This window comes from Martinezella rhizogenes (genome assembly GCF_027460065.1).
GTDB lineage: Bacteria > Pseudomonadota > Alphaproteobacteria > Rhizobiales > Rhizobiaceae > Agrobacterium > Agrobacterium rhizogenes_C.
The window spans coordinates 105,531-129,014 of record NZ_JAPYZZ010000006.1; the positions used below are offsets into that span (position 1 = coordinate 105,531).

General features: G+C 55.0%; 19 protein-coding genes and 1 pseudogene. 5 read left to right on the forward strand and 15 right to left on the reverse strand.

Annotated elements, in window-relative coordinates:
- Positions 1-21: 21 nt before the first annotated feature.
- From glpD to O8B93_RS11545, 7 genes are all read right to left on the reverse strand, one after another.
- Entirely contained in the window at positions 22-1,557 is a 1,536-nt protein-coding gene (glpD, locus tag O8B93_RS11515) for a glycerol-3-phosphate dehydrogenase (RefSeq protein ID WP_269710110.1), read from the reverse strand.
- 17 nt (positions 1,558-1,574) lie between these two features.
- Positions 1,575-3,077, reverse strand: a complete 1,503-nt coding sequence (gene glpK / locus O8B93_RS11520; protein WP_269710112.1) for a glycerol kinase GlpK — start codon at positions 3,075-3,077, stop codon at positions 1,575-1,577.
- Between the two features lie 79 nt (positions 3,078-3,156).
- Complete coding sequence (locus O8B93_RS11525) at positions 3,157-3,840, reverse strand: SGNH/GDSL hydrolase family protein (protein WP_269710114.1); 684 nt, start codon at positions 3,838-3,840, stop codon at positions 3,157-3,159.
- Positions 3,841-3,861: 21 nt separating this feature from the next.
- On the reverse strand, positions 3,862-4,812 hold the full coding sequence (locus tag O8B93_RS11530; RefSeq protein WP_269710116.1) for an ABC transporter permease: 951 nt from the start codon (positions 4,810-4,812) through the stop codon (positions 3,862-3,864).
- Position 4,813: 1 nt separating this feature from the next.
- On the reverse strand, positions 4,814-5,776 hold the full coding sequence (locus O8B93_RS11535; RefSeq protein WP_269710117.1) for an ABC transporter permease: 963 nt from the start codon (positions 5,774-5,776) through the stop codon (positions 4,814-4,816).
- Positions 5,777-5,799: 23 nt separating this feature from the next.
- A complete protein-coding gene (locus tag O8B93_RS11540; RefSeq protein WP_269710120.1) occupies positions 5,800-7,296 on the reverse strand; it encodes a sugar ABC transporter ATP-binding protein in 1,497 nt (498 codons plus the stop codon).
- Between the two features lie 86 nt (positions 7,297-7,382).
- Positions 7,383-8,456, reverse strand: coding sequence for an ABC transporter substrate-binding protein (locus O8B93_RS11545; RefSeq protein ID WP_269710122.1), 1,074 nt, complete (start codon positions 8,454-8,456; stop codon positions 7,383-7,385).
- Positions 8,457-8,770: 314 nt separating this feature from the next.
- Here O8B93_RS11545 and O8B93_RS11550 point away from each other — a divergent pair, with 314 nt between their 5' ends.
- Positions 8,771-9,412, forward strand: coding sequence for an SGNH/GDSL hydrolase family protein (locus O8B93_RS11550; RefSeq protein WP_309568500.1), 642 nt, complete (start codon positions 8,771-8,773; stop codon positions 9,410-9,412).
- A 72-nt stretch (positions 9,413-9,484) separates the two neighbouring features.
- Complete coding sequence (locus O8B93_RS11555) at positions 9,485-10,579, forward strand: ROK family transcriptional regulator (RefSeq protein WP_269710125.1); 1,095 nt, start codon at positions 9,485-9,487, stop codon at positions 10,577-10,579.
- A 351-nt stretch (positions 10,580-10,930) separates the two neighbouring features.
- Here the strand turns inward: O8B93_RS11555 and O8B93_RS11560 are convergent, their stop codons facing one another.
- The 5 genes from O8B93_RS11560 to O8B93_RS11580 form a co-directional block, all read right to left on the reverse strand.
- On the reverse strand, positions 10,931-12,094 hold the full coding sequence (locus tag O8B93_RS11560) for an MFS transporter (RefSeq protein WP_269710126.1): 1,164 nt from the start codon (positions 12,092-12,094) through the stop codon (positions 10,931-10,933).
- A complete protein-coding gene (locus O8B93_RS11565; RefSeq protein ID WP_269710128.1) occupies positions 12,091-13,326 on the reverse strand; it encodes a hypothetical protein in 1,236 nt (411 codons plus the stop codon). Before O8B93_RS11565 ends, O8B93_RS11560 begins: the two co-directional genes overlap by 4 nt.
- 489 nt (positions 13,327-13,815) lie before the next feature.
- Positions 13,816-14,646, reverse strand: coding sequence for a GNAT family protein (locus tag O8B93_RS11570; RefSeq protein WP_269710129.1), 831 nt, complete (start codon positions 14,644-14,646; stop codon positions 13,816-13,818).
- Positions 14,647-15,243: 597 nt separating this feature from the next.
- Positions 15,244-15,840, reverse strand: a complete 597-nt coding sequence (locus O8B93_RS11575; RefSeq protein WP_269710131.1) for a phosphoribosyltransferase family protein — start codon at positions 15,838-15,840, stop codon at positions 15,244-15,246.
- Positions 15,841-16,632: a nucleoside/nucleotide kinase family protein gene (locus O8B93_RS11580; protein WP_269710133.1), complete on the reverse strand. Its 792-nt coding sequence runs from the start codon at positions 16,630-16,632 to the stop codon at positions 15,841-15,843.
- Positions 16,633-16,978: 346 nt separating this feature from the next.
- On the opposite strand from O8B93_RS11580, the gene purE reads away from it, so the two are divergent.
- Entirely contained in the window at positions 16,979-17,473 is a 495-nt protein-coding gene (purE, locus tag O8B93_RS11585) for a 5-(carboxyamino)imidazole ribonucleotide mutase (protein WP_269710135.1), read from the forward strand.
- A gap of 90 nt (positions 17,474-17,563) precedes the next feature.
- Entirely contained in the window at positions 17,564-17,869 is a 306-nt protein-coding gene (locus tag O8B93_RS11590; protein ID WP_269710137.1) for a hypothetical protein, read from the forward strand.
- Between the two features lie 210 nt (positions 17,870-18,079).
- On the opposite strand, the pseudogene O8B93_RS11595 reads toward O8B93_RS11590, so the two are convergent.
- Positions 18,080-19,522: pseudogene (locus O8B93_RS11595) on the reverse strand (methyl-accepting chemotaxis protein); the annotation flags it as partial.
- Between the two features lie 1,389 nt (positions 19,523-20,911).
- On the opposite strand from O8B93_RS11595, the gene O8B93_RS11600 reads away from it, so the two are divergent.
- Positions 20,912-21,670 (forward strand): DeoR/GlpR family DNA-binding transcription regulator, encoded by a 759-nt coding sequence (locus O8B93_RS11600; RefSeq protein WP_269710139.1) that lies wholly within the window; start codon positions 20,912-20,914, stop codon positions 21,668-21,670.
- Positions 21,671-21,729: 59 nt separating this feature from the next.
- Here O8B93_RS11600 and hisN read toward each other — a convergent pair whose 3' ends face one another.
- Positions 21,730-22,533, reverse strand: a complete 804-nt coding sequence (gene hisN / locus O8B93_RS11605; RefSeq protein ID WP_269710141.1) for a histidinol-phosphatase — start codon at positions 22,531-22,533, stop codon at positions 21,730-21,732.
- 3 nt (positions 22,534-22,536) lie between these two features.
- Positions 22,537-23,475 carry a choline/ethanolamine kinase family protein gene (locus O8B93_RS11610; RefSeq protein WP_269710144.1) on the reverse strand — a complete coding sequence of 313 codons (939 nt, stop codon included), beginning with the start codon at positions 23,473-23,475 and terminating at the stop codon, positions 22,537-22,539.
- Positions 23,476-23,484 lie beyond the last annotated feature (9 nt).

Here is a 23,484-nt window from a genome sequence, read left to right on the forward strand (position 1 = left end):
GCTGCGAGCGGTCAAACAATCTCATTGTGCGGCCACTTGACGCTGGACAATTTCAGAAATGAAATGGTCGAGGCGGGACACTTCACTATGGCTGAGGTGCAGCCCCTTCTTAGAGCGCCGCCAAAGAATGTCGTTCGTCGTGCGTGCCCATTCATGCTGCATGAGGTAGAGCACCTCGGCTTCGTAGAGGTCGGACCCGAACAGCCGGCCGAGATCCTCGATCTTTTGTGCATTGCCGAGAAGAACAGATGCTCTGGTGCCATACCTGCGCACAAGCCGGCGTGCATGCGAAGCCGCGAGGAACGGATAGCTCTTGCAGAGCTTTGCAACCTCCGCTTCGTAACCTTGAACCGGAAAATCCCCACCCGGCAGATGGCTCTTGGCCGTCCACGGAGCACCCTTCACGCCAATCGCACCGCCGATCTTCTCCAGAGCATGTTCGGCTAGGCGCCGGTAGGTGGTGAGCTTGCCGCCGAAGACATTGAGAAGCGGCGCATCGCTGCCACCCTTACCGATGCCCCCGTCGAGTTGAAGCACGTAATCGCGGGTCGCCTCCTGCGCCTTCGAGGCGCCGTCGTTGAAAAGTGGGCGGATCCCCGAATAGGTCCAGACGATATCGTCTTGTCTGACCGGCTCCTTAAAATATTCGCTCGCCGCCTTGCAAAGATAGTCCGTCTCTTCTTGAGATATCCTGACATCTTTTGGATCGCCGCTATAGTCGCGGTCGGTGGTCCCGATCAGCGTGAACTCGTCCTCATAGGGAATGGCGAAGATGATACGATTGTCGGGGTTCTGGAAGAAATAGGCCCGTGGCCCCTCGAACTTCTTTTTCACCACGATATGACTGCCTTGGACGAGGCGGACATTTTGCGCCTCGTTCTTGCCGAACGCGCCGCGGATCACATGATCTACCCAGGGACCGGCCGCATTGACGAGCATACGCGCCTGATGAACCCCGGCGATCCCGGAGACCGTATCCACCGTCTCGATCGTCCAGAGCCCGTTTTCGCGCCGTGCCGCGACCACTTTGGTGCGCGGCATGATCAGCGCACCCTTGTCGCTAGCATCGCGGGCGTTCAACACCACCAGGCGGGCATCGTCGACCCAACCGTCGGAATATTCAAAGGCCTTGGCAAACAGCGCCTTCAGCGGCTGGCCAGCGGGATCTTTTTTCATATCCAGCGTCGCTGTCGGCGGCAGGAGCTTGCGACCGCCGAGATGGTCGTAGAGAAAGAGACCAAGCCGGATGAGCCAGGCAGGGCGGATGCCACCCTTGTGGTAGGGCAACACGAAGCGCATCGGCCAGATGATGTGCGGCGCCATCGCCCAGAGCACTTCGCGTTCCATCAGCGCTTCACGCACCAGCCGGAACTCGTAATGCTCGAGATAGCGCAAACCCCCGTGGATGAGCTTCGTGGCACCCGACGACGTACCGGAGGCAAAATCATTCATCTCAGCCAGCGCCACCGAATAGCCGCGGCCAACAGCGTCACGCGCGATCCCACAGCCGTTGATACCGCCGCCGATTACGAACAGGTCATGGATCTTGTCTTGCATATCGGTCTCCCGCGAGATCATGCGGTTGCGGCATAGGAAAGTGTGCTCGCAACAGCCGCGCGCCATTTGCGATAGCGTCGTGCCCGCTCGTCAGTGTTGAGTTTTGGGGTGAAGCTGCTCTTCGCCTTCCAGTTTCCTGCGAAGGTCGCAAGATCAGGCCAGACGCCAGCGCGCGCGCCTGCGAGTGCAGCAACTCCCAATGCCGTAGCTTCTTGGCTCCGTGAGCGTTCGATGACGCTTCCGAGGCAGTCCGCCAAGGCCTGCATCGCCCAATCGCTGCCCGACAAGCCACCATCGACGCGAAGTGTCGCACCTCTGACCTCCATCGGATAATCGGAAGCCATGGCTTCGAGGAGATCGCGCGTTTGATAGCAGACGGATTCGAGCGTCGCCCGAGAGAGCTCGGCAATGCCTGTGCCCCGCGTCAGGCCAAAGATGGCGCCGCGGGCTTGCGAGTTCCAGTGCGGAGCTCCAAGGCCGGTAAATGCAGGGACGAGATAAACGTCTTCCTGCTCGTCCGCCAAATGCGCCAGTGGGCCGGTTTCAGAGGCTTCCTTGATAATCTTCAGCGAGTCTCGCAACCACTGAACCGCTGCTCCCGCCATGAAGATGGAGCCTTCCAGCGCGTAGGTGGTCTTGCCCTCAAGACGATATGCGATCGTCGACAGCAGCCGGTTGGACGATCTGACGATCTGGTCACCGGTGTTCAGGACAACGAAGCATCCCGTCCCGTATGTCGATTTCAGCATTCCTGGCTTGAGGCAGGCCTGGCCGATTAGGGCCGCCTGCTGGTCTCCCGCAAGAGCCCGTATCGGGATTTCGGCACCAAAGTGCGCGGCAATCGTCTGGCCGAAGTCATCCGCACAATCCTTGACCTCGGGAAGCAAAGTGCGCGGAACCCTGAATGCCCCCAGTAATTCGTCATCCCAACGATTCTCACGGATATCGAACAACGATGTCCGCGACGCATTCGTGGCGTCCGTCGCGTGTACAGCGCCGCCGGTGAGCATCCAGGTCAGATACGTATCGATCGTGCCGCAGAGCAACTCGCCAGCCTCCGCCGCGCGCCGCGCGCCGTCAACGTTGTCCAGAATCCAGGCAATTTTCGTGGCGGAAAAATACGGGTCGAGCAGGAGGCCGGTCTTCTCTTGTATCAGAGGTCCGAACCCATCGGCACGAAGAACCTCACATGCGCCGAAAGTACGTCGATCCTGCCAGACAATCGCTGGGTGGATCGGCTTGCCGCTCGACCGCTCCCAGACGAGGCAGGTTTCGCGTTGGTTTGTTATGCCGATCGCCGCGACATCGCGGGTCTCAATACCTGCGCGGGCGAGAGCGTTACGGGAGGTCTGCAGGACAGATTCCCAGATTTCAGTCGCGTCATGCTCGACCCAACCCGACTTTGGGAAGGACTGCGAAATCTCTTTTTGATCAATTGCGATCGGCTGGGCATCTGGGCCGTAGACGATGGCTCGGGAAGACGTTGTCCCCTGGTCGATCGCCAAAATATAGCCGGACATGGAAGCCTCAAATCTTGGTAACGGAGAAGGACCGCCAGCCGCCTGGGAGGTGGCGCTGGCGGCCGGCGACGGAAGGCTGCTAAGCCACAGCTTTCTTCGCCACTTGAGAGAAGATCGCTTTGACTTTCTCAGCGATTGCCCGACCGAGAGTGATGTTCGTCTCGGCGGAGAAATGGATTCCATCGCAGCCGTCGGTCTTGACGAATTCGCCTGCATCGAGGAATTCAACCTTCAAGAAATCGGCAAGGGCCTTGTACTGTTTCGCAAGCTCGAGTGACTTCTCGTAACCGCCACCGAACATGCCTTCGAACCAAGGATCCGGCATGGGAGCCAGGGGCGGCGGCGAAACGATCAGAAGCTTAGGGGCAGGGTAGGGTGTTCCGATGCCGCCGGCGCAGGTAAGAACCTGTCCTGCAAGCTTGCCCATGCCATTGGCGATTTCATAAGGTGTGCGACGAAAATAAGACTTAGTGTCGTTGGTGCCGAGCAGAATAATGACGAGATCAAGCGGCAGGTGGCTGGCGAGTGCCGTTGGCAGGTAGGCGCTACCGTTTAGCCTGGGATCGTTCGGATCTTCGACGCTGGTGGTGCGGGCGCTCAGGCCCTCCTCGATGATCGCGTAGCCGTCTCCCAGCGCCGCGGCCATTGCGCCGGTCCAGCGTTGCTCAAAAGGATATCTGAGTGTCGGCGACGATTCCGAGACCGGAATCCATCCCCACGTCAGTGAATCCCCAAAACACAATATAGAGCGTTTGTCTTCCATACCGTTACTCCTCCGATACTACTAGTTGCGTGCCTTGAGGCCATAGAAAATGGCCGCAAGGAGAATGATCAGACCCTGAGCGATGAGCTTCCCGGAGTCGCTGACGCCAAAAGACGTCATCACGACGAAGAGAAGCGCAAAAGAAAGGACACCGAAGAACGGCCCCCACACGCCGCCTTCACCCCGTCCAAACACCACGCCGCCGAGAATAGTCGCGGCAACAGACAGGATCGGCAGATCCAGTCCGACGCGTACGCTTCCAACCGCAATCGAAGCTGTTTGCACGAGTGCCGCGACGCCGGCGATCAGGCCCGCGAGCGTGTGCGCCACGATAACCGTGCGTTCGACCGGAACACCCGAGAAGTGCGCCGCTTCGGCATTTGCCCCGACAGAGGTCACGTAACGGCCGAACACCGTTCTTGAGAGAAGTAGAGACAGCAATGCTGTCAACGCCACCCAGAACAGGACCGGGAGAGGCAGCGGGCCGAATTTTACATTATAGATGTCGTTGAGGTAGCTCGGCACGTTCCCCGGCGGCTTTCCGCTCGACAAGAACTGCACGGCGCCGACAAGGATGATGCTGACGGCAAGGGTCACGATAACCGCCGAGACCCGCCGCTTGCCCACCATGTAGCCGTTGAACAGTCCGATTGCCGTGCCGGTGAAAAGCGCGAGCAGGACGAAACCCATCGCCGACATCCCGGGAAAGAGACCGGACGAGATGAAGTAGTTGACGAGCAGGATGATGCCACCGCCCGCCAAATCGATGCTCTTGACCCGCATGACGAGCAATTGTCCAAGAACAAGAACACCGAGCGGGGCAACCTGGCGAATGAAGATGCCCATGACATTTGCGTTCAGCATCTGCGGGCGTGAGACCCACAAGACGATCAGAAGCAACGCAAAGACATAGTATGAAGGCGCGATCCTGAGCATTCGCTGGATTGCCGGATTTTTCGCGAAGGCTGACATTTTAGAGCCCCATCTTCTTGCGTGTCTGGAACCCGACGACAAGGAGCAGGATGCCGCCTTTGATCGCCGTCTGGATGAACGGCGAAATGTTGACCAGATTCATTCCGTTGGAGAGGAGCGCCAGTACGAGGGCTCCGATAATCGTTCCCTGCAGGCTGCCGACACCGCCGGACAACTGCGTGCCGCCGATAGCGACCGCCGTGATCGCGTCTAGTTCGAAGAGGAGTCCGACATTTGGGTCGCCGGAGACGATGCGGCCAGCCAGGAACACCCCAGCAAGCGCCGCAAAGCAAGAGCAGGCGACATAGGCGAGAATGATATTGCGCTTGTCGGCGACGCCGAAGTTGCGCGTGGCATCTTCGACGCCGTTGGAAATGCCGCCGCCGATCGCGAAGAGATGCAGGCCGAACCGCGATCCGTAAAGCAATTTCCACGCGACCAATGCCACACAGATGCCCCAGAATATCGGCATGGGGATACCGAGGAAGGACCCTGAGACCGAGCTGATAACGATATCGGGAATAGTTCCGCCGGAGACCGGGCGCAAAATACGCGCCGCGCCGAGCACGATGTACTGCATCGCCAGAGTTGCGATAATCGGATGCACGTTGAGACGGGTGACGACATATCCATTCGTCAGACCGAGCAGAGCCGCCAACACGAAGACGGCCGGGATCAGTATGTAACCCGGGGCGTCCAAAGCAAGGACAGCCGTTGTGAAGCTGATCAACGATCCAACGGAAAGGTCGAGGCCGCCAACGAGGATGACGAACAGCTGACCGACGGCCGTGATGATCAGCGGCATCGCCTGCGCGACCAGATTGAACAGGTTTTCCCGGTTGAGGAACTGATCGGTCTCGCCGATCAGGATAGCGCTCAGAACGATCGTGATCAGCAGGGGAACCATCCAGAGACCTTGGCGGCTCTGACTTCCCGTAAATAGTCTTGTGAGGGTCTTAGTCATCGGATTGCTTCTCTGTTTTGCGTTCACGCGCTCAAAGCGGCATCGAGAATGTCGTGCTCTGTGGCCTTGGCGGCTGGCATCTCGGCAACAACCGTGTCGCCATGGACGACATAGATGCGGTCGCAGAGGCCGATGAGCTCAACGGTTTCTCTCGAGAGCACCAGCACGGCCCCGCCGTTCTGCGTGAAGTCACGTAGTAGCTTGTAGATTTCCGCCTTTGCGCCGATATCGACGCCGCGTGTCGGCTCTTCGATGAGCAGGATGTCGAGATTGGCGGCGATGTAACGGCCAAGCAGAACCTTCTGCTGATTTCCACCGGATAAGGCGCCGACGGGCGCTGAAGCATTGATGGTCCGCACGTTGAGCCGCTTGATTGTCTCGGAAACCAGCTTGCGATAGTTCTTCGCAGGCGAAAATCCAGCTCTCGTCGAGTGCAAGGCAATCTCGATATTGTGCGCGATCGGGAGGCTCAGGAACAGACCCTCCTCCTTGCGATCCTCCGGAACAAAACCGACCCCCATCTGCTGGAGCTTGCGCACACCGTTCTCGTTCGGCACCGGCAAGGCGAGCAATTTTCCGTTGAGCGTGATCGTTCCCGAAAAGGGTTGGAACTGGCCAACGAGCGAGCGCAACAGCTTCTGCTGCCCCTGTCCCTCCAGTCCTGCCAGAGCGACAATTTCACCCTTGGAAACTTGCAGCGAAAATGGCTTCGTCGTCGCGCCAATTTTGAAGTGCTTGATGTCGAGCATCGGCTCGCCGGCCGCCGAGGCGTTTCTTGCCGGGAAAAGGTCCTTCAATTCGCGGCCGACCATCATTGCGATGAGTGATGTCGGCGTCATTTCGGAAAGAGGACGCGTGCCCACCAGCTTACCATCCTTCAGGACCGTCACGGTGTCACAGATCTGGAAAATTTCATCCATGCGGTGCGAGATGTAGACGATAGCCTTGCCCGCATCGCGCAGCCGCCGGATATGCTTGTTGAGGATCTCAACATCTGCGGCGTTAAGAGCAGCCGTCGGTTCGTCAAGGATGAAGATCGAGGCATCGGCCTTGATACCATGAGCGATTTCGACAAATTGCCGTTGAGCGATACTGAGGTTCGAAACCAGCGTCCTCGGATCAAGGTCAAGCGAAAGCTCTTTCAAAGCCTTGCTGGTTTCCGCATTCATGCGCTTGTAATCGACGGTGCCGAGGCGCGTTACCGGTTCGCGCCCGAGAAACATGTTTTCGGCGATCGTGAGGTTCGACAGGAGCGTCATTTCCTGGAAGACTGTCGATATACCAAAATCAAGCGCCTCTTTCGGATTGACGAAAGAGATCTTGTGGCCGTTCTTGAAGATCTCGCCACTGTCCGGGCGATGAACACCCGCAAGGATCTTCATGAGAGTCGATTTGCCGGCGCCATTTTCGCCCATCAGGGCATGGACCGAACCCGGCAAGAGCTCCAATGACACCCGGTCAAGCGCCAGACTTCCGCCAAACGACTTTGAAATGTTCGACATTTCTACAAGGTTGGCCATTCGTTCCTCCCAATCCACGCAGCTCCGTTCGGTCGCCATTCGCCGGTTCCACTAGGAAACCGGCGAATGTGCCTTGGGAGAATGTGTTAGTTCTTCGTATAAAACTTCTTCAGCTGCTCTTCAGAGAGCTGTGAAGGCCACCAGACGTTCGCAGTGAGATCGTCGCGATAGTACTTCTTAGCCTTTTCGAGATCCCAGCCCGGCGGGTTGTAGACGTAGTGCTTATAGAGCTGCTTGCCCTCGAGCAAAGCGACGGCAGCATGCACGCCTTCAGCGCCCTGGGCAGGGCTATACTCCGGAGCAATGGACTGGAAGCCGTCCTTGATCCACTGACCGAAAAAGCCATTGTTTCCTTCGCCCGAAATTGGTGGGATCTTTGCGCCGAATTGCTTGAATACATCGACGCACGCACGTGTCATATCAGCCCCCGACGACCAGATACCGTCGACGTTCGGGTCGTTCAGATAGAGAGTTTCGCAGACGCTCTTACCTTTGTCATATTGCCAATCGCCGTGCTCTTCGGCGACGATCTTGACGTTCGTACCCTTCAGCGCTTCCTGCAGGCCGTTGTATCGGTTGATATCTTCCGGATGGCCCGAGAGACCACGCAACACCCAGATCTTGCCATTGTTTCCGACCGTCTTGACCAACCAGTCGCCCATTACCTTGCCGAAATGCTCGGCGCCGCCCTGAATCTCGGTCGTGTAGTCTTCCGAGTCGACGCGGCCGGTGTGAACGATGACCGGAATTCCGGCTGCGATCGCCTTCTTCATGGATGCGTTTGCCGAGGTGGAGGTAACCGGCTGAACGATAATCGCGTCAACTTTCTGCGCGATCAGATCTTCAATGTCGGCGACCTGCTTCTTCTGATCGAAGCCGGCATCGAGCAGAACGAACTTCTTAATGCATTTGTTGGCCGCGGCCGCCGCCTCCGACTCATGAGCGACCTGGACCGTCCAGGTATTGGCGTTGACACCAAAATCGCTCATGCCGATGACCCAACCGCAATCCTTCTTGTACTTGCCCGCCTCAGTCTGCGGATTGTCGCCAGGTTTCGGCGTGATGCCGTCCATGAACTTGAAGTCGTCAGCCCAAAGCGGACCTGCGGTAGACGCCATCAAAAGCGACGCCCCGAGAATAGATTTCAGAAAGCCGTTCACTGAGAATTCCTCCCTTGCTCAAATACCGTCGTCCTCATCGACGTCGGATCTCCATTGCCACGGAGACGCACTTATCCAGCGCCGCCGAAGCGGCTTACTTGCTGCCAATTCCCATTGAATGACTGGGCTTGGCGGTATTCAGTTCCTGGAAAATCTTGCTCTCCCATTTTTAGAAATGCCATAGCCTTTATCGTCTGTCAATAATTATTCAGACTGAATGAATATCTATAAACTTGCGCTACAGATTGACAAAGGCCATAGTCGACAGCGAATGTTCACGCGTCTTTATGATCTGTCATGAAGGTAGGGAGGAAATGCGATCAGTCTTGTGCTACGGCGACTCGAATACCCATGGCCAGGTTCCGGGTGGCTCGCCGCTCGAGCGATATGGGCCGAGCGAGCGCTGGCCCGGCGTCTTGAGACGGGAGCTTGGAAGTGAGTGGTACGTCATCGAGGAAGGTCTGAGCGGCCGCACCACCGTTCGCGACGATCCGATCGAGGGCGCGATGAAAAACGGCCGAACCTACCTGCGGCCGTGCCTCATGAGTCATGCGATCCTCGATCTTGTCATCATCATGCTCGGGACCAACGACCTGAAGGCCCGGTTCAATCAACCGCCCTCGGAGGTCGCGATGGGGATTGGCTGCCTGATACACGATATCAGGGAATTGGGTCCCGGCCCAGGCGGACGCGCGCCCGAAATCATGGTGGTTGCCCCGCCGTCAATGCTTGATGACATCAAGGAATGGGAACCAATTTTCTCCGGCGCCCAGGAGAAATCACGACGTCTCGCTCTCGAATTCGAGATCATCGCAGATTCGCTCGAGGTGCATTTCTTTGATGCTGGTTCCGTCGCGGCTTGTGATCCCTGCGATGGATTCCACATCAACCGGGAAGCTCATGAAGCATTGGGAACGGCGCTTGCAAGGGAAGTCGAGGCGATCGGTTGGAGATGATGATCTTGCCGCAGCAACAATACAAATGGATGCCAGTTCATCTTCATGCCTTACCCCGCGAGGATTGCATTGATGCCTGATATGCGTTTTTCTCCGCCGAATCCTTTGCGCATTGCCGATCGGGCAACGGGCCTGAACGCGGTCAGCGTGCGCAGCTACAATGAGCGCTTGCTGCTGTCGTTGCTCCTTCAGAACAGCGAAATAACCAGATTGGAAATCGGCGAAAGGACGGGTCTTTCGGCACAGACGATTTCGGTGCTCGTAAGGTCGCTGGAACAAGAGGGGCTCGTTGCGAAGGGGGAAGCCCAGAAGGGGCGCGTCGGCCCCCCAACCGTTCCCGTCGCTCTCAATCCGGAAGGGGCCTTTTCGATCGGCATCAGTGTCGGCCTGAAGCGGACTGACGTTGTTCTCATCGATTTTGCCGGCGCCGTTCGATATCACATGCAGCTCCCCAATCCGGAGCCTGAACGCGATAGCAACCAGACAATGTTTATCGAGACCATTCGTCAAGCGGTGAACATCGTTCCCAAGAATGCTCAAAAGCGTCTCGCCGGTATTGGCCTCGCTCTCCCCTCCAGCGCTTCCGAGGGGCGTGAGGAGAAAGCCTATTTCGATTCTCTACAGAAAGAAGTCGAGGATATCACTGGGTATTCGGTGTTCGTGCAGAACGATATCACCGCGGCGGCCGGCGGCGAAAGCATGTTCGGCGTTGCCAAGCCATATTCCAACTATCTCTATTTTTATGTTGGAGCCAACCTGCATAGCCGCCTGGTGTTGAACCACCAGATCCATCATGGCAATTCGGTGGTCAGTTTCGACGTCGGCGTGGCATCACTGGAATCCATATTGACCGCTGCGGGCGCGCCAACAGATCATTTGTGGCAGCCACTTGCACCGTGGCCTGCCGAAAATAGCCTTGTCCACGAATGGGAAGGCAAGCTGGCGGAAAAGATGCAGGGCATCGTCAGGTCGCTCGCGCAATTTATCGAGCTGGAAGCCGTTATTGTGTCGTCATTTGTGCCGAATGTAGTTTGTCGCAACATTTGCGTCTCGCTGCAGAAGCTGGTTCCCGAAGTCACGGTGATGTCGAGCGGCATTCTGAACACGCCGAAAGCCGTTGGCGCTGCAAGTTTGCCGTTTATTTCCCGGTTTATGGTCGAGAGCTAAAGCCATTCTGGTGTGGGATCGTCTGATCGTTGAGAAAGCTCGATATGGACTCTCTCAACGGCACATTTGGCGTTCAGCGACGCGTCACGATCTCCTCGCAGGGTCTTAGCTAGCCGACAACCAAGGTTGCCGTCCCGTGAATGAGGATTGCCGCCAATTAAGCCGCCCTACGGAACGCGTCGCGTTGGCTTCCCGCCAAACAACGTTTGATATGAACGATGAAAGAACATTCAGGCCGCCTCCGCTCTCTCAGAGATAACGAGCGTGTTCCGCATTTTGCTTTTAGCGGCCCGGTCCGAGAGGAAATCACTGGAGAACGTGGACCTCGAAGTAAGTTGCAGTTATTTTGAATCAACCTCGCCGTAGGTGAGCAAAGTACGAAAACAAGGATGCTCCAAATGCGGCAATGGCAAGAAACAAACATAGGCTACTCAAGGACATTAACCCAGCTAGGCTCACTGTCGAATAAATGGTTCCAGCCGCTGCTAAGCCGCTTAGAAAATAGAGTAAAGATAGGGACTTAGCGGAATCTTCTCCTCCGTGTCTTTGTAGGATTTGCGCAGTGAAAGGAGGTGAGTAGGCTCCTTTCGTGAGACCGAGCAAAGAGAAACCGAGCAAGACAATGCCGGTAGAGAGAGACGTGCTAAGCCATAAGCCGAGTGAGACGAGGACCATACCCGACCCATTGATTAAGGTGAATATCTCGAAGGATTTATTTAGCTCAAGTTTTCGCGTCACCAATGACAGATAGTATCCCATTAGAGATGACATCAATATCGCCCCAAACAATGCGCTAACGACGCCGGGATTAACTCCCAAATGTATGAGGGCTATCTGGAATAATATCGGGAGAATGGCATCAAAGGCATATACCAGGCAAAATCGTGATAATATACTTAGGGGCACAAGATGAAAATATCTTAGACAATTACGATTCGATTTGACCTTCTTGTTTTGGCTCTGAACGTCCCAGCCAAACTTCATTATGACCAAAGGCATTAGCGAGCCTAAAAACATAGCGCACGCGCTCGCGATAAAAACTGCTCGAAAGCCGAAGATGGTCGAAATTGCTGCTCCGCCCAGCAGGCCCAGAAGCAGGCCCAGATGTCTGCCAGTCCAGGCCTTGGATTCGTATTCGCTGTAGCGCTTTTCCATTCCCTCATGCTTCAGAACAGCGAAAATCATCGTTGAATCTGACCCGGCGATCACGCTTTGCCCTATTCCCTGCATCATGCCCGAAAGCATGAACCAAGCGATATGCATGGAAGACGCCTCGATGAGGTAGGCTGTCGAAACGACCAGCCCACCGGCAATCAGCGACGCTTTTGGACCGTAGCGATCCGCAAAACCGCCCGAAGGAAGCTGAAGAAGCGAAAAAGTCGCCCAGTACGTGGAACTCAGCAGTCCGATTTCCCGCGAGGAGAAACCCAAGCTCTGATAATAAGCTACCGCTAGTGCTCCATGAAACAGGGCACTCCTCAGGCATTTATGAGCCGCATATAAGAGGGACGTCAATTTTTAAACGTCCCCATCACCTCAGCGTAGAGGCCATTGGCGCCGCCTGCGGCGTCTCTTATCAAGACTGTGATAAGATGCGAATGCTCACTTTGTTCTGGATATTTGATGTCTAGATCGACCTGCCAACTCTCGGCGACATCCGTTATTTGCATCGAACCTGAAAGATCGTAGCTATCGTTTCTGTTGCGTGCCGTGGTGTACCTAGGATCTATATAGCTCCTGAAGTAGTTTTTATCGAGGTTTACCCACACATCCGGCTGAGCAATATGCTTCTTCTCGAAATGAAGAGTTATCTTCAAATTGCGACTATCGGCGAAACTAGACATTCGTACAGGAAACTTTTCGTCTTTCCAGCTTGCCTTGAAAGATCGTTCATTATCGCTGCCGAGCTCAAGCGCTTGCGGAATGTTGAGGGAAATGATGCCCAAACTGGTGCGATCTATAGCCTCTACCAACGAAAAAGGCCTTGTCACTATATCGGCTGTCGCTACGGTAAGGCGACGCCTCAGACCGAGTGCAACGAAGAAATCTTCAGACCAGTCCCCGACTTCCTCCAGAATGGAATCTTTTCCTGTTAGAAGTAAGGTATTGGTTCGGGCTGCGTCGGCAAACGTAGATCGGTGCAGGTTGATGATACGTGTATAGTAATCGAGGCAGTCGAATTGAACGAGCAGTTTTTGAAATTGCCGACGGTCAAAAGATGGCAGAGAAATCAGCTTTTCAAGCTCAATCAGCTCAAACGCTCTCACCCGCGGCCGAAAGCGTAATATGGGCGGATAAAGCCGTATATAGTCAATAAAGATGTGCTGGAGGGTAATGAAGGCAGCGTATGTGGCCGAAAGTTGCAGAGTAGATGTGGACGCGTTCGGTTTCCACGAAATGGTTTCCGCCGCAAGCAATTGATATGGCAAAGCCTGCTCACCCACCTCGGACCAAACATCCTCTATGCTACCGCTGGACATACTGCGGGGATGTCCAGCGCGGAAAATCGGGAAATGTCGGTGGACGTCGATGTCTTGCCCGCGAAAGCGAATGTTTATCTCCTCGTGAGTGGCCGGAAGGTAAGTCTCTTCGCTCCCGAACCTTATCAGTTCAGCCCCAACGCTCCCCGGGACGTCTGCTAGAAGATCAACGTCCCACGAAAAGCGTTCGAGATACTTGTCGCCGCTGAGCCGCGAAACAGTGTTTCCTTTTAAAACGATAAAGCTTTGGCTGACGACATTCGCCAACTCGGCCAGTAACTAGTTTCGGGAGCGAACCTGTATTTGGATCGCCTCGAACTCCTCGCGCAGTATACTTTTCAAACGCGAAGTATCGCGTCCGTCGGGTGCCTGTTCTATTGCACGGAGCCCAAGCCCTGTGATGCGATGTTGTCTAAGGTATTCCGCAACAGCTGTAGGTGCGATCCCTGCGATAGCGTTATAAGTTAGGGATCCACTCGCCCATCTGAGAATGTTGAGAAGCGGCTCAGACTTAAGATCTCCAAGGATGACATCTGTCTCCGGCGTCCAATTTGTCATCGCTGGCCCTCCGATACACTGCCTGCGTTTCGCCCCTCAACTGGGAGGGGTTCCCTGTGTTTTTCGAAACCTTCGAAGAAAGCGATCTCGACCAGACGAAGTGAGGCGGTCACCGATGGACGTCCCTGCCAGGGCAACGAAATGGCGAAAGCGGCTTCAAAATGTCGGGTAAGGTGACGACAAACGTTCGACAACCGCTCAAATAACATAGTCGGACCCATCGGTGATAGCGGAGATGGCGACACCTGGCTTTGACTTTTGACGCTGAGATATTCGCGCGGAATAGAGATCTATCGTGGCGATTGGATCGAATTTACTCTTGAATTCATCAAGAGAGGGAAGCTCGGACCCTCCCATATTCAGCGCTTCGATACCTTGCTCATGGAGCCTTTGGCATGTCGTCACCAATTGGAAGTCGGATAGGCCCGTGATGGTCGTGTCGCAGAGGTTTACATAAAGGTTTGCAACACCCGTCCCGATATTTTCCCATATTGTGAAGCCAACGGGCCGAGCACTTTTGAAGAAGACAAGCCCACCTACTTCTGGAATCGGGGTCGACAAAATTCTAAACAGGTGCTCGTAGAAATGTGTCATCTCGGGCGTGTCCTTGCGATCAAGGATCATCGTGCCTTCCCAGAAACGAAGTGTCGCTCTGAAGGGGGCTAGATCGCTCATTTCATCGATACTGGTCGCCTCAATGTCCGTTCCAGCTCTGCGGCATTTGTTTCTTATCTTAGCGAACTGCCGCCCGTCCAATGTTGCGACTTTTTGGGTTCCGAGGACCCGAACAGGGTATTTCCAGTCGAGCTCTTCCTCATTGATAATCGCGACGGATATATCACTTCCTGATGAGTCCAGTTTGTTTTCAAGCTTCTCCAGATCGGCCGCCGTATAGCGAGCTAGGCGAATATCATTCTGTTTCCCAACCAAATCCGGGAGAATACTTGCGGTAAGGGCATAATCGGCCTGCAAACCGATTTCCGGGAAAATCAGGATGCAGTCTTCGCTGTGAGGATGTTTGCTTTGCACAAAGCAACTTTTATCGGATGCATATACAATCGCCCCTCGTCGCCCTGTAAGCTTATAATATAGGGGAGCAATTGAATATGAGTCTGGATGGAAAGCGCCAATGCTGACGAAAAGTTTCCGTAAACTGGGATAGTCTAGAGGTCTACTAAGGCTGTCCATTCGCGCAATCCCATGAAATCTACAACGGTTTCCCGTACATTGTCAGCGGGTGATTCACGTCTTTGAATAGTTCGACGCAATGAAAGTGGTCGTTCTTATCGCGAAACATATGGAGCGATCCGACGCTAGCAGAGAGCGTTGCATCTCCCTCACTTGCCAGTTGCACCAAGCCGGTCAGGGGAAAATGGGGAGAGAATTCTAGCGGGTTGGATTTCGAGTGCGTGAACGCGTAGCGATTTCCGTCCGGCAAATATACCAGCCACCATCGGTCATTGGGCGGTGGGCTATTTGAGGTAAGCGTATAACTCACCCAACTAAGCGAGTGTCCTAGGACGTTTTCTAGGCGATACCTATCTAGCCCCACGAACACCGATCCTGGAGCAAAATCTGCTTCAAAGCGGTCTCCGACAAAATGCTGAGCGTTTGAAACATCCACCATTAAAATACGTCTCGGCTGAGAATCGCAAAGAGGGGTGTGGGCGACAGAGCTGAGCGACCATTTTTTGAAGTCGTTTCGAAAAGGGTCGCGATTTCCACAACTGTCGCCCCAGCATTTTTGAGAAGGCTCAGCGCACCCAGAGACGTACCGCCCGTTGCAACCGTGTCATCGATGAGAACAACCCTCGAGCCTGGCTCAACGACGTCATTTGCCAATGTCAGTTTACGCTCGGCGTAAACCATTCCGACGGAGGCCTCCGATGCATCGTAGACTGTATCGCTGGCCTTGCGGATTGGATGAAACGGAACGTTTAATACGTAAGCAAGCGTTGCGCCGAGACCGAAGCCACCGGCACCGATCCCTGCGACAGCATCGATCTTGCTTCCTTCATATCGTCCCTGAAGGCACTCGATCACCGCATTCCTCACGTTTGGATTTTTGTCAAAAGTTCGATAAAAATCGAGATATCTGACGCCTTGATGCGGGAAATCATCGAATAGAACCTTGTGTTCATCGAGCAAAGCTGCAGCTATCTGCTTCTTTTCCTCAAGGACCGCCTCGGTTTTTTCAGAAATAGTCGCTATTTTTTCAGGCATCTAAGCTTCCTTTTCGAGCAAAATTTCACGTTTGTATTGCTTAATCGCAGCGTCGATCGCCAAGAATATTTGCGAATTTGCGGTGTCTTGTCCCTGCGTGGAATCGATTGTTATGAAGTCGTTATCCGCACTCGTTCTCGCAAACGATTGAATCGCGCGACGATAGAAACGAGGATCAAGAATTTTCCCTTTGTCTTTTGGGCGAGCTCGTATCCTATCGAGAACGACATTCTCTGGCGCTGTGGTATGGAACCCGATAGCAGGCCTCGGCAAACGCGAGGCGACATTGACCATCGTGGCCAAATCATCAGGATTCGCGCCAAGCGCTGCGGCCTCGGCAATTGGCGTTATAGCGTAGCGGTCGCAAATCAACCAAACGCCATCCCGAAGCAGTCGGAAATAATGAGACCTGAATCTCTGCAGACGATCGGCAAGGCACACCAACCCTAAGGCAGGCTGATCAACCGTTCCATCAAAGGCGACTGAGGTGTCGTCCGCATATGACCGGAAATAAGGCAACTGCCGGCAGAATGGGGAAAGCAGGTCGAGCTTTTCGACCGCGATACCGCTGTTTTCGAGATAGTCATGCGCAGACTGCAAGCTCGTCGACTTGCCACTGCCATCAATCCCTTCAAACACGATCAGCCTACCGCGAAATTGTAGTTCGCTGAATGGTATCTTGAGATTTCGGCCTGGCGCATAATCTTCGTCAAGGGTGCTGACGGAGAGTTGCCATGGATACCGCCGTTGTTGATCGTGCCGCTGCTTGAGAAGAAAACCATCTGAAGCCATGTGATCACCTATTATCTATAAAATTAGTAGACTATCGCGATACGGGAATGTCAATGTGACAATTTTATGAAACCATACCGAAAATTATATTTTCCCGAAATATAACTCAAATATCGAATTTTGTTTTATAATTTTGATTTCTGCGATGCGGGGGCAGTTGGGACAGCTCGTATGATACCGAGACAATCTTCGAAGAAGATGCCTCCTGTGCGCTACCTGAAGTAGGCTCCCATATCGTTTGTCAAGATTTGATTTTTCCACAACAATAAGAGGGCGGTATGTGTTGGGCTTGATAGAGAGAAATCCGGCTCGTAGTGAAAGCGAGTGGAGATAGGAGCCGATTTATATGACAGACGTGCCTACACCGGTCGTATCCGTTATTATGGGCAGCCGATCAGATTGGCCCACAATGCGACATGCTGCGGACGTGCTTGACAGTTTCAGCATTCCCTATGAGACAAGAATTGTATCTGCCCATCGCACGCCGCAGCGGTTATTTTCATTTGCCTCTGATGCACAAAAGCGCGGGATAAAAGTCATCATCGCCGGCACTGCTTACGCGGCACATTTGCCAGGGATGACAGCCTCACTGACTGATCTTCCCGTGATCGGCGTACCGATAGAATCTCGATCGCTGAAAGGGTTGGACTCATTGCTATCGATTGTTCAGATGCCGAAAGGTATACCTGTAGGCACTTGCGCTATTGGTGAAGCGGGAGCTACGAATGCCGGGATTTTCGCAGCTAAAATTTTGGCACTGGCGGACGTCGATCTAGCCCGAAGATTAAATTTGGCGCGTCTTGCTTTGGCAGAAGCCGTACCCGAGACGGTCGAGGATTAGATAACCGAAAACGTGTCATATTGGACGGCGTTGCGTTTGGGGTGAAGGGCGGCAGAGTCTTGATGAAGCCGCCCCGCTCTGAGAGCGGTGGTGAGAAAGTCTGCCACCTATTTTCTTTTGCAACGGCGTCAAAAACAAAGCATTTCAACAACGGGCGACAGCGCGGCCAACATAATGTCGTATTCGACGCTGCGGCGCTATCAGCACCAATCACCGATGCGGCCGCCGAAGCTCGATGTGCTTGTTTCGACAATCGATCACTGGCTTGAAAAAGGACATCAAGGTGCGGCGCAAGGAGGGAGCTCCACCTACATCGCTGATGCGCTGGCACATCTACGTCTGACCGGCAGGAAGGTGCACGACGCGATGATGACACATACCTCACCTGTTGGATAGGAGCACATCGCATTTCCGGCGATTTCCTCTGGAAGCAAGCTGCAAGAGCGGGTCACGTAAATTACTCGCCCTTTCAAAGGTGACATTCGCTGAGCAACCAGTCTGATCGGTCTCCTCGTGGGTTCCCGCCCAGCCGGCAACATTGGTTGCCAGCTCGTCAACTAAATACCGTGGAGATAAGAGCGCAAACTCCGTTCGGACAACCGCAAATCAAGCTGCCCTATAGAGGCTCGCGTCTCGTCCGCTTTCCTCGATCTTAAACTGCTGCACCAGGGTGAGCAGGCTGTCGGCCTGGGAGGCGAGTTCGCGGCTTGCGGCCGTCGTCTCCTCGACCATCGCCGCATTATGCTGCGTCATCTGATCCATCTGATTGACGGTGGCGTTGACCCCTTGCAGCGCGCTCGACTGGTCGTGGCTGCCGCGGGCGATCGTCTCGACATGCTGGCTGATGGTCACAATCTGCGTGCTGATCTGCGCCAGCACCGCGCCGGTTTCCTGAACCAGATGCGAGCCAGTATTGACCTCGGCCGTCGACTTGTTGATGAGAGCCTTGATTTCTTTGGCAGCCTTCGCCGAGCGTTGCGCCAGTTCGCGCACCTCCTGGGCAACGACAGCAAAGCCCTTGCCGGCATCGCCGGCGCGGGCAGCTTCGACACCGGCATTCAGCGCCAGCAGATTGGTCTGGAAGGCGATCTCGTCAATGACACCGGTGATCTGTTCGATCTGGCGGGAGGCCTCCTCGATCCGGCCCATGGCGTCGATCGCATTGTTGACGACGACGGCGGAATCGTCGGCGCTGCGCTTGGCCTGGCGCACAATCTGATCGGCATCCTTGGCCCGCTCGGCCGACGAGCGGACCGTGACGGTGATCTCATCGACGGCGGCCGCCGTTTCTTCGAGCGAGGCCGCCTGCTGCTCGGTACGTCTGGCAAGATCCTCGGCCGCCTCGGCCATCTGGTTGCCGTTACCCTGGATCATTTCGACATTGTCGCGGATCTGGCGCATCGTCGCCTGCAGACGCGTCATCGAACCGTTGAAGTCCTGACGGAGCTGGTCAAGCGACGGCGCGAAAGGATGCTCGATGCGATGATCCAGTTTCCCGTCGGCCAAATTCTTCAGACCGGTCGCAAGCGCTGACATGGCCACTTCCAATTCTGCGGCACTTCGTGCCCTGTCGGCCTCGCGCAGTTGTCGCTCCTGTTCGATGAGCCCGTTGCGCTCGATCGCCTCACCCTCCATTCGCACCTTATCGACTGCGCTTTGCCGAAAGGATTCGAGCGCTCGCGCCATGATGCCGATTTCGTCAGAACGCGACACGGATCGGATCTCGATCGTCTGGTCACCGTTGTTCAGGCGGTTCATCAGCCCAGTAATGTCCTTCAAAGGTTTTGTAAGGCGCGACGAGAAGACGTAACCGACGATCCCCATGCCGACCAGCACCGCCAGAGCGGTCAGACCAGCCCATTTCGCAAGTTCATCAGCCGAGGCGAGAACCTTCGCCTTGTCCTGACCGATGACAAGAAGATGCGGTTGCCCGAAAAGCGTCACCGGCACATAGGAATAGAAGTTCACACCATTGGCGGTGTCGGCAAAAACAGAGCCACTCTTTTGGTCTCGGGCAGCCTGGAGCAGCTCCGGCGCCAAGCCGGCTTGCGCGACATTGCCAGCCCGCAATGTGCCGTCGGCCCCGATAAGAAAAGCCTCATCAACGCTGCGGCCCAGCCCTTCGGGCGAAATGAGCTGCAACAGCTTGGCTGGCGCAATCCGGATCACGACGGTGCCACGCTTGACAACAGAACCCCAGACGACATTGGCAAGAGGCTTTGCGAGGAAAGCCGAAACATCGCTTTCCTCGCTTTTGAACGAAATGAACCCCGTCCGATAAACCTGATCAGCGGCGCCGGCACTTGAGAGATCAAACAGGGACTTCAGGGATGCGTTCTTCGGATCCTGGACGGTCGTCATGAATTCCGGTCCCTTTGTAACCGTATAGACCAACTGACCATTGTTATCGATGACGAAGATATCGCTGAGATCGGCGTTCTTCCAGGCGCTGAAGAGTGACCCGTGCACTGAGCTGTGCTTGACGGCATAGAGCATCTTGACCGTCGATCCGTCGAATGCGGCTCTTTGTTCAGGAGATTTCGACATGTCCTGGAAGGCCTCCCGTACCTTCTGGTCGGACATCGCGATCGCCTTGCCAGCCTGTTCCGTCATTTCTCCGAGCGATTGGCTTTGTGCTATCTCGGTCAGTGTCTGCTCAACTCTTTCATTATAGGCTCTGAGCGCTTTCGATTGATTTGCCACTATTGCCTCGAGGCGGATCTTGCTTGCCTCGATCAAACCGTTCTTTCCGATCTGATAGCTCAACGCTCCGACAGACGCGCAAGACACGATTGCTGTTCCTATGATCACGGCCGCAAACTTGGCTTTTATGGACCGCATGCGGTGGGAGAGTCGCAAAGAATTGTGGGAAATTTGCATTTTGAATCCATTTCGAGTTCAAACCGTTGCAAATTATCTTCGCGGATACCTATGAAAAATCTCTTACGCCTCAAAATTTAATTACTATTTTCAATATATTAGCCAAATTACGGACGCATATTTCGTGGCTTTCATTTGTTGATTGTGTGGTATTTCATCCAAATATGCGATGACATTGTCCGAATATCACAACAAATCCACACACAAACAGCAAAAGGCGCCCTTACTCAATTGATCGCAAGGAACCGATTATTCGGCATAAAACCGTTGCAGCTCGGATGAGCTGGGCGAATCAGCTTTCGAGCGATTTAAGTGGCGTTCCGGGATTCTTATGCGCTGGACGTCTGCACGTTTTCGTTTGAAAGATCCGCAAACACCACATAATACACAGATCAGGGGATAACGTCGCGAGCTTCACGGTTCGCGGGTCAGCATCCTCGAAAACTCGCGTCTCGGCAACTTTACCCCTGAAGCCTTGGCGAGATGGATGCGCCGCTTACAAGGGTTGTCAGCATCAAAGATGTAGCCAGCCCGCACAGACCCGAGGAAGAGTTGCTAATGTCGAGCGAAGTCCGCAAGGAAGTCATTCTGGAACGGCTCGATCGTGAACAACGCGTCAGCGTTCAGGAGCTTTCCGCAGAGTTCGGTGTTTCAGGCGAAACGATCCGGCGCGATCTGAAGGACCTGGAGGCCGAGGGGGTGGTCCGGCGTGTTCACGGAGGGGCTATACCATCTGGGCGCACCGCAGACGTGCCGATTACCGATCGGATCAGGTTCAATGCACTCGAAAAGGATGCGGTCGCGCAGATGGCGTGCAACCTGATCAATGATGACTGCGCCATCTTTCTCGATACCGGCACCACCACTCTGTCCCTTGCGCGGCATCTGGTTGGCTTCAAGAAGCTGCGGCTCTACACGAATTCTCTGCTGGTCGCACAAGCGGCTTGCCAGCATTTCGGCGTCCGGGTCCAGATGACGCCGGGAAATCTGCGCCCGATTGAACAGGACCTGGTGGGTTACGACACGCTATCCTACATCCAGCAGTTCCATTTCGACATGGTCTTCATGGGCGCGGCGGCGATCAAAGCGGAATATGGGTTCATGGACTATGAGGAGGATGAAGCGCGAATCCGCCAGGCCCTGCTGAAGCAGACGGCTCGAAGCATCATGCTGGCCGATCATTCCAAGTGCGGCAAGACTGGCAATGTCATTACGGCCGCATTTTCCAGCGTCAACACGTTGGTCACCGATCAGCGTCCGCCGACGAATATTTTAGCGGCGGCCAAGAGAGGCGACCTTGAAATCATCCACGGTTGACCACCCGCCGATAGCAACAAACCGGCAAGATCCTCTAATCTCGGGAGAACAACTCAAAGTCAATCTCGGTGCAGAGAGGCCATAATTTGGGCATGGAGGGTGGCATTGGCCGCCGCCACGATGCCGCCGCCCTGTTCAGCTGGCCCTCCGTCCCAGTCAGTCACGACGCCGCCGGCTTGCTCGATGATCGGGATGAGCGCAACGATATCGTAGGCGAATAGTCCCGCCTCGACCACACAATCGATCTGGCCCGCAGCAAGCATGCAATAGGCGTAGCAATCGGTGCCATAGCGAGCGAGCCGTACCTGTTTTTCGAGCCGGTCATATTTTGCTCTACGGGCGGTTTCAAAAATGGCAGGCGTGGTCGTGAACAAGGTCGCGTTGGCCAAGTCCCGCGTCGAACGTGTCGAAAGCCGAATTTCACCTTGACCACGTGGTCCTTCGTAAAATGCGCCGTTGCCGGCTGCATAAAACAATTCGCCGATAAAAGGCTGCGCCATCATGCCCGCGACGGCTTTGCCGTTCTCTGTCAGTCCAACGAGCGTTCCCCAAAGGGGAATGCCGGAGATAAAGGATCGCGTTCCGTCGATCGGGTCGATCACCCAAACATAGCCGGCATCCGCTCCTTCATTGCCAAACTCTTCGCCCAGGATACCGTGGCCAGGATATTCGGCCCGAATAAGATCCCGAATGGCTTTTTCCGTTTCGCGGTCGGCCTCGGTAACTGGGTCAAATCCGCCAGCGGCCTTGTTGACAACCGCGCCTGGCAATCGGAACCGAGGCAATGCCTCACGCGCTGATACAACCGCCAAACGGCGAAAGAAATCGGGAGAAACCAGGTTTTCCTTTGTTTCAATGTGCATGTGTCAGACCACCTTCAGCCACTGCGACCACAATGGATTGCTCATCGCGAAACGTGCCCGCATATGTTTCCAGAATCCATATTTGAAAAAGTCGAAGTCCAAACGCGAAACTTCGTTCTGCACCATCGCCCAAGTCGCCCATTTGAGGTCAACAAGCGCCTTGAACAACGAGATTCGTGCCAGAACGCTTGGATCCGCCCGGCCATAATATTCCTCGATCAGTTCTTTCTCGATCTCGGGCGAGAAACACATCTCACAGAACCAGAGTGCAAGTTCGGCCGCGCGATCATTGGTGGACGCATATTCGAAATCGACTAGCATCACCCGACGATCGGAGTGGAGAAGGAAATTGCCGGCCAGTGTATCGTTCATGCACGGCGCCAGATCGAGACCTGACGCCTCCAGTGCGCTGCGCGCCTCCCGATATCGCGTATTCATCCAGCCGAAATCGCTTGGAAATTCGCCGCCCAGCTCCAGGGCCTGCTGGAAATGTTCATCGATCATATCGAAGGTGGTCTTTTGTTGCGAAAGTGGTGCGGTGTCGTTGAAGGCTTTGAGCGCACGAAGACCATTAAGGCGTATGACCGGATCCAGAAAGTCGGCATTGGTCGAGGTCCTGAGCCCTTCGACGAATTCACTCACCTCAACCCCCGTTTCGGGGAAAAAGTCGATGATCCGGGCGCCGACGCCGGCTTCGTGCGCCTTGCGCCCTGCCTCATTCGCGGTTCTTCGGTCGATGAACATTTCGGTTCCAACGCCAGGTATCTTCACGAAGAAGCTATGTGGAGCGCCGACGACATAGACGCGCCAGTTGGGATTGCTGATCCCGCCTGGCACGGGTTCATAAGAAGTATCGCGTCCCCGCCAGTCCGCCACGGCGGCGATCGCCTGCTCGATCGCCTGTTCGGCCTGCGATACGCCTTCACCTAATCTGCGTCTCATCGCATTCTC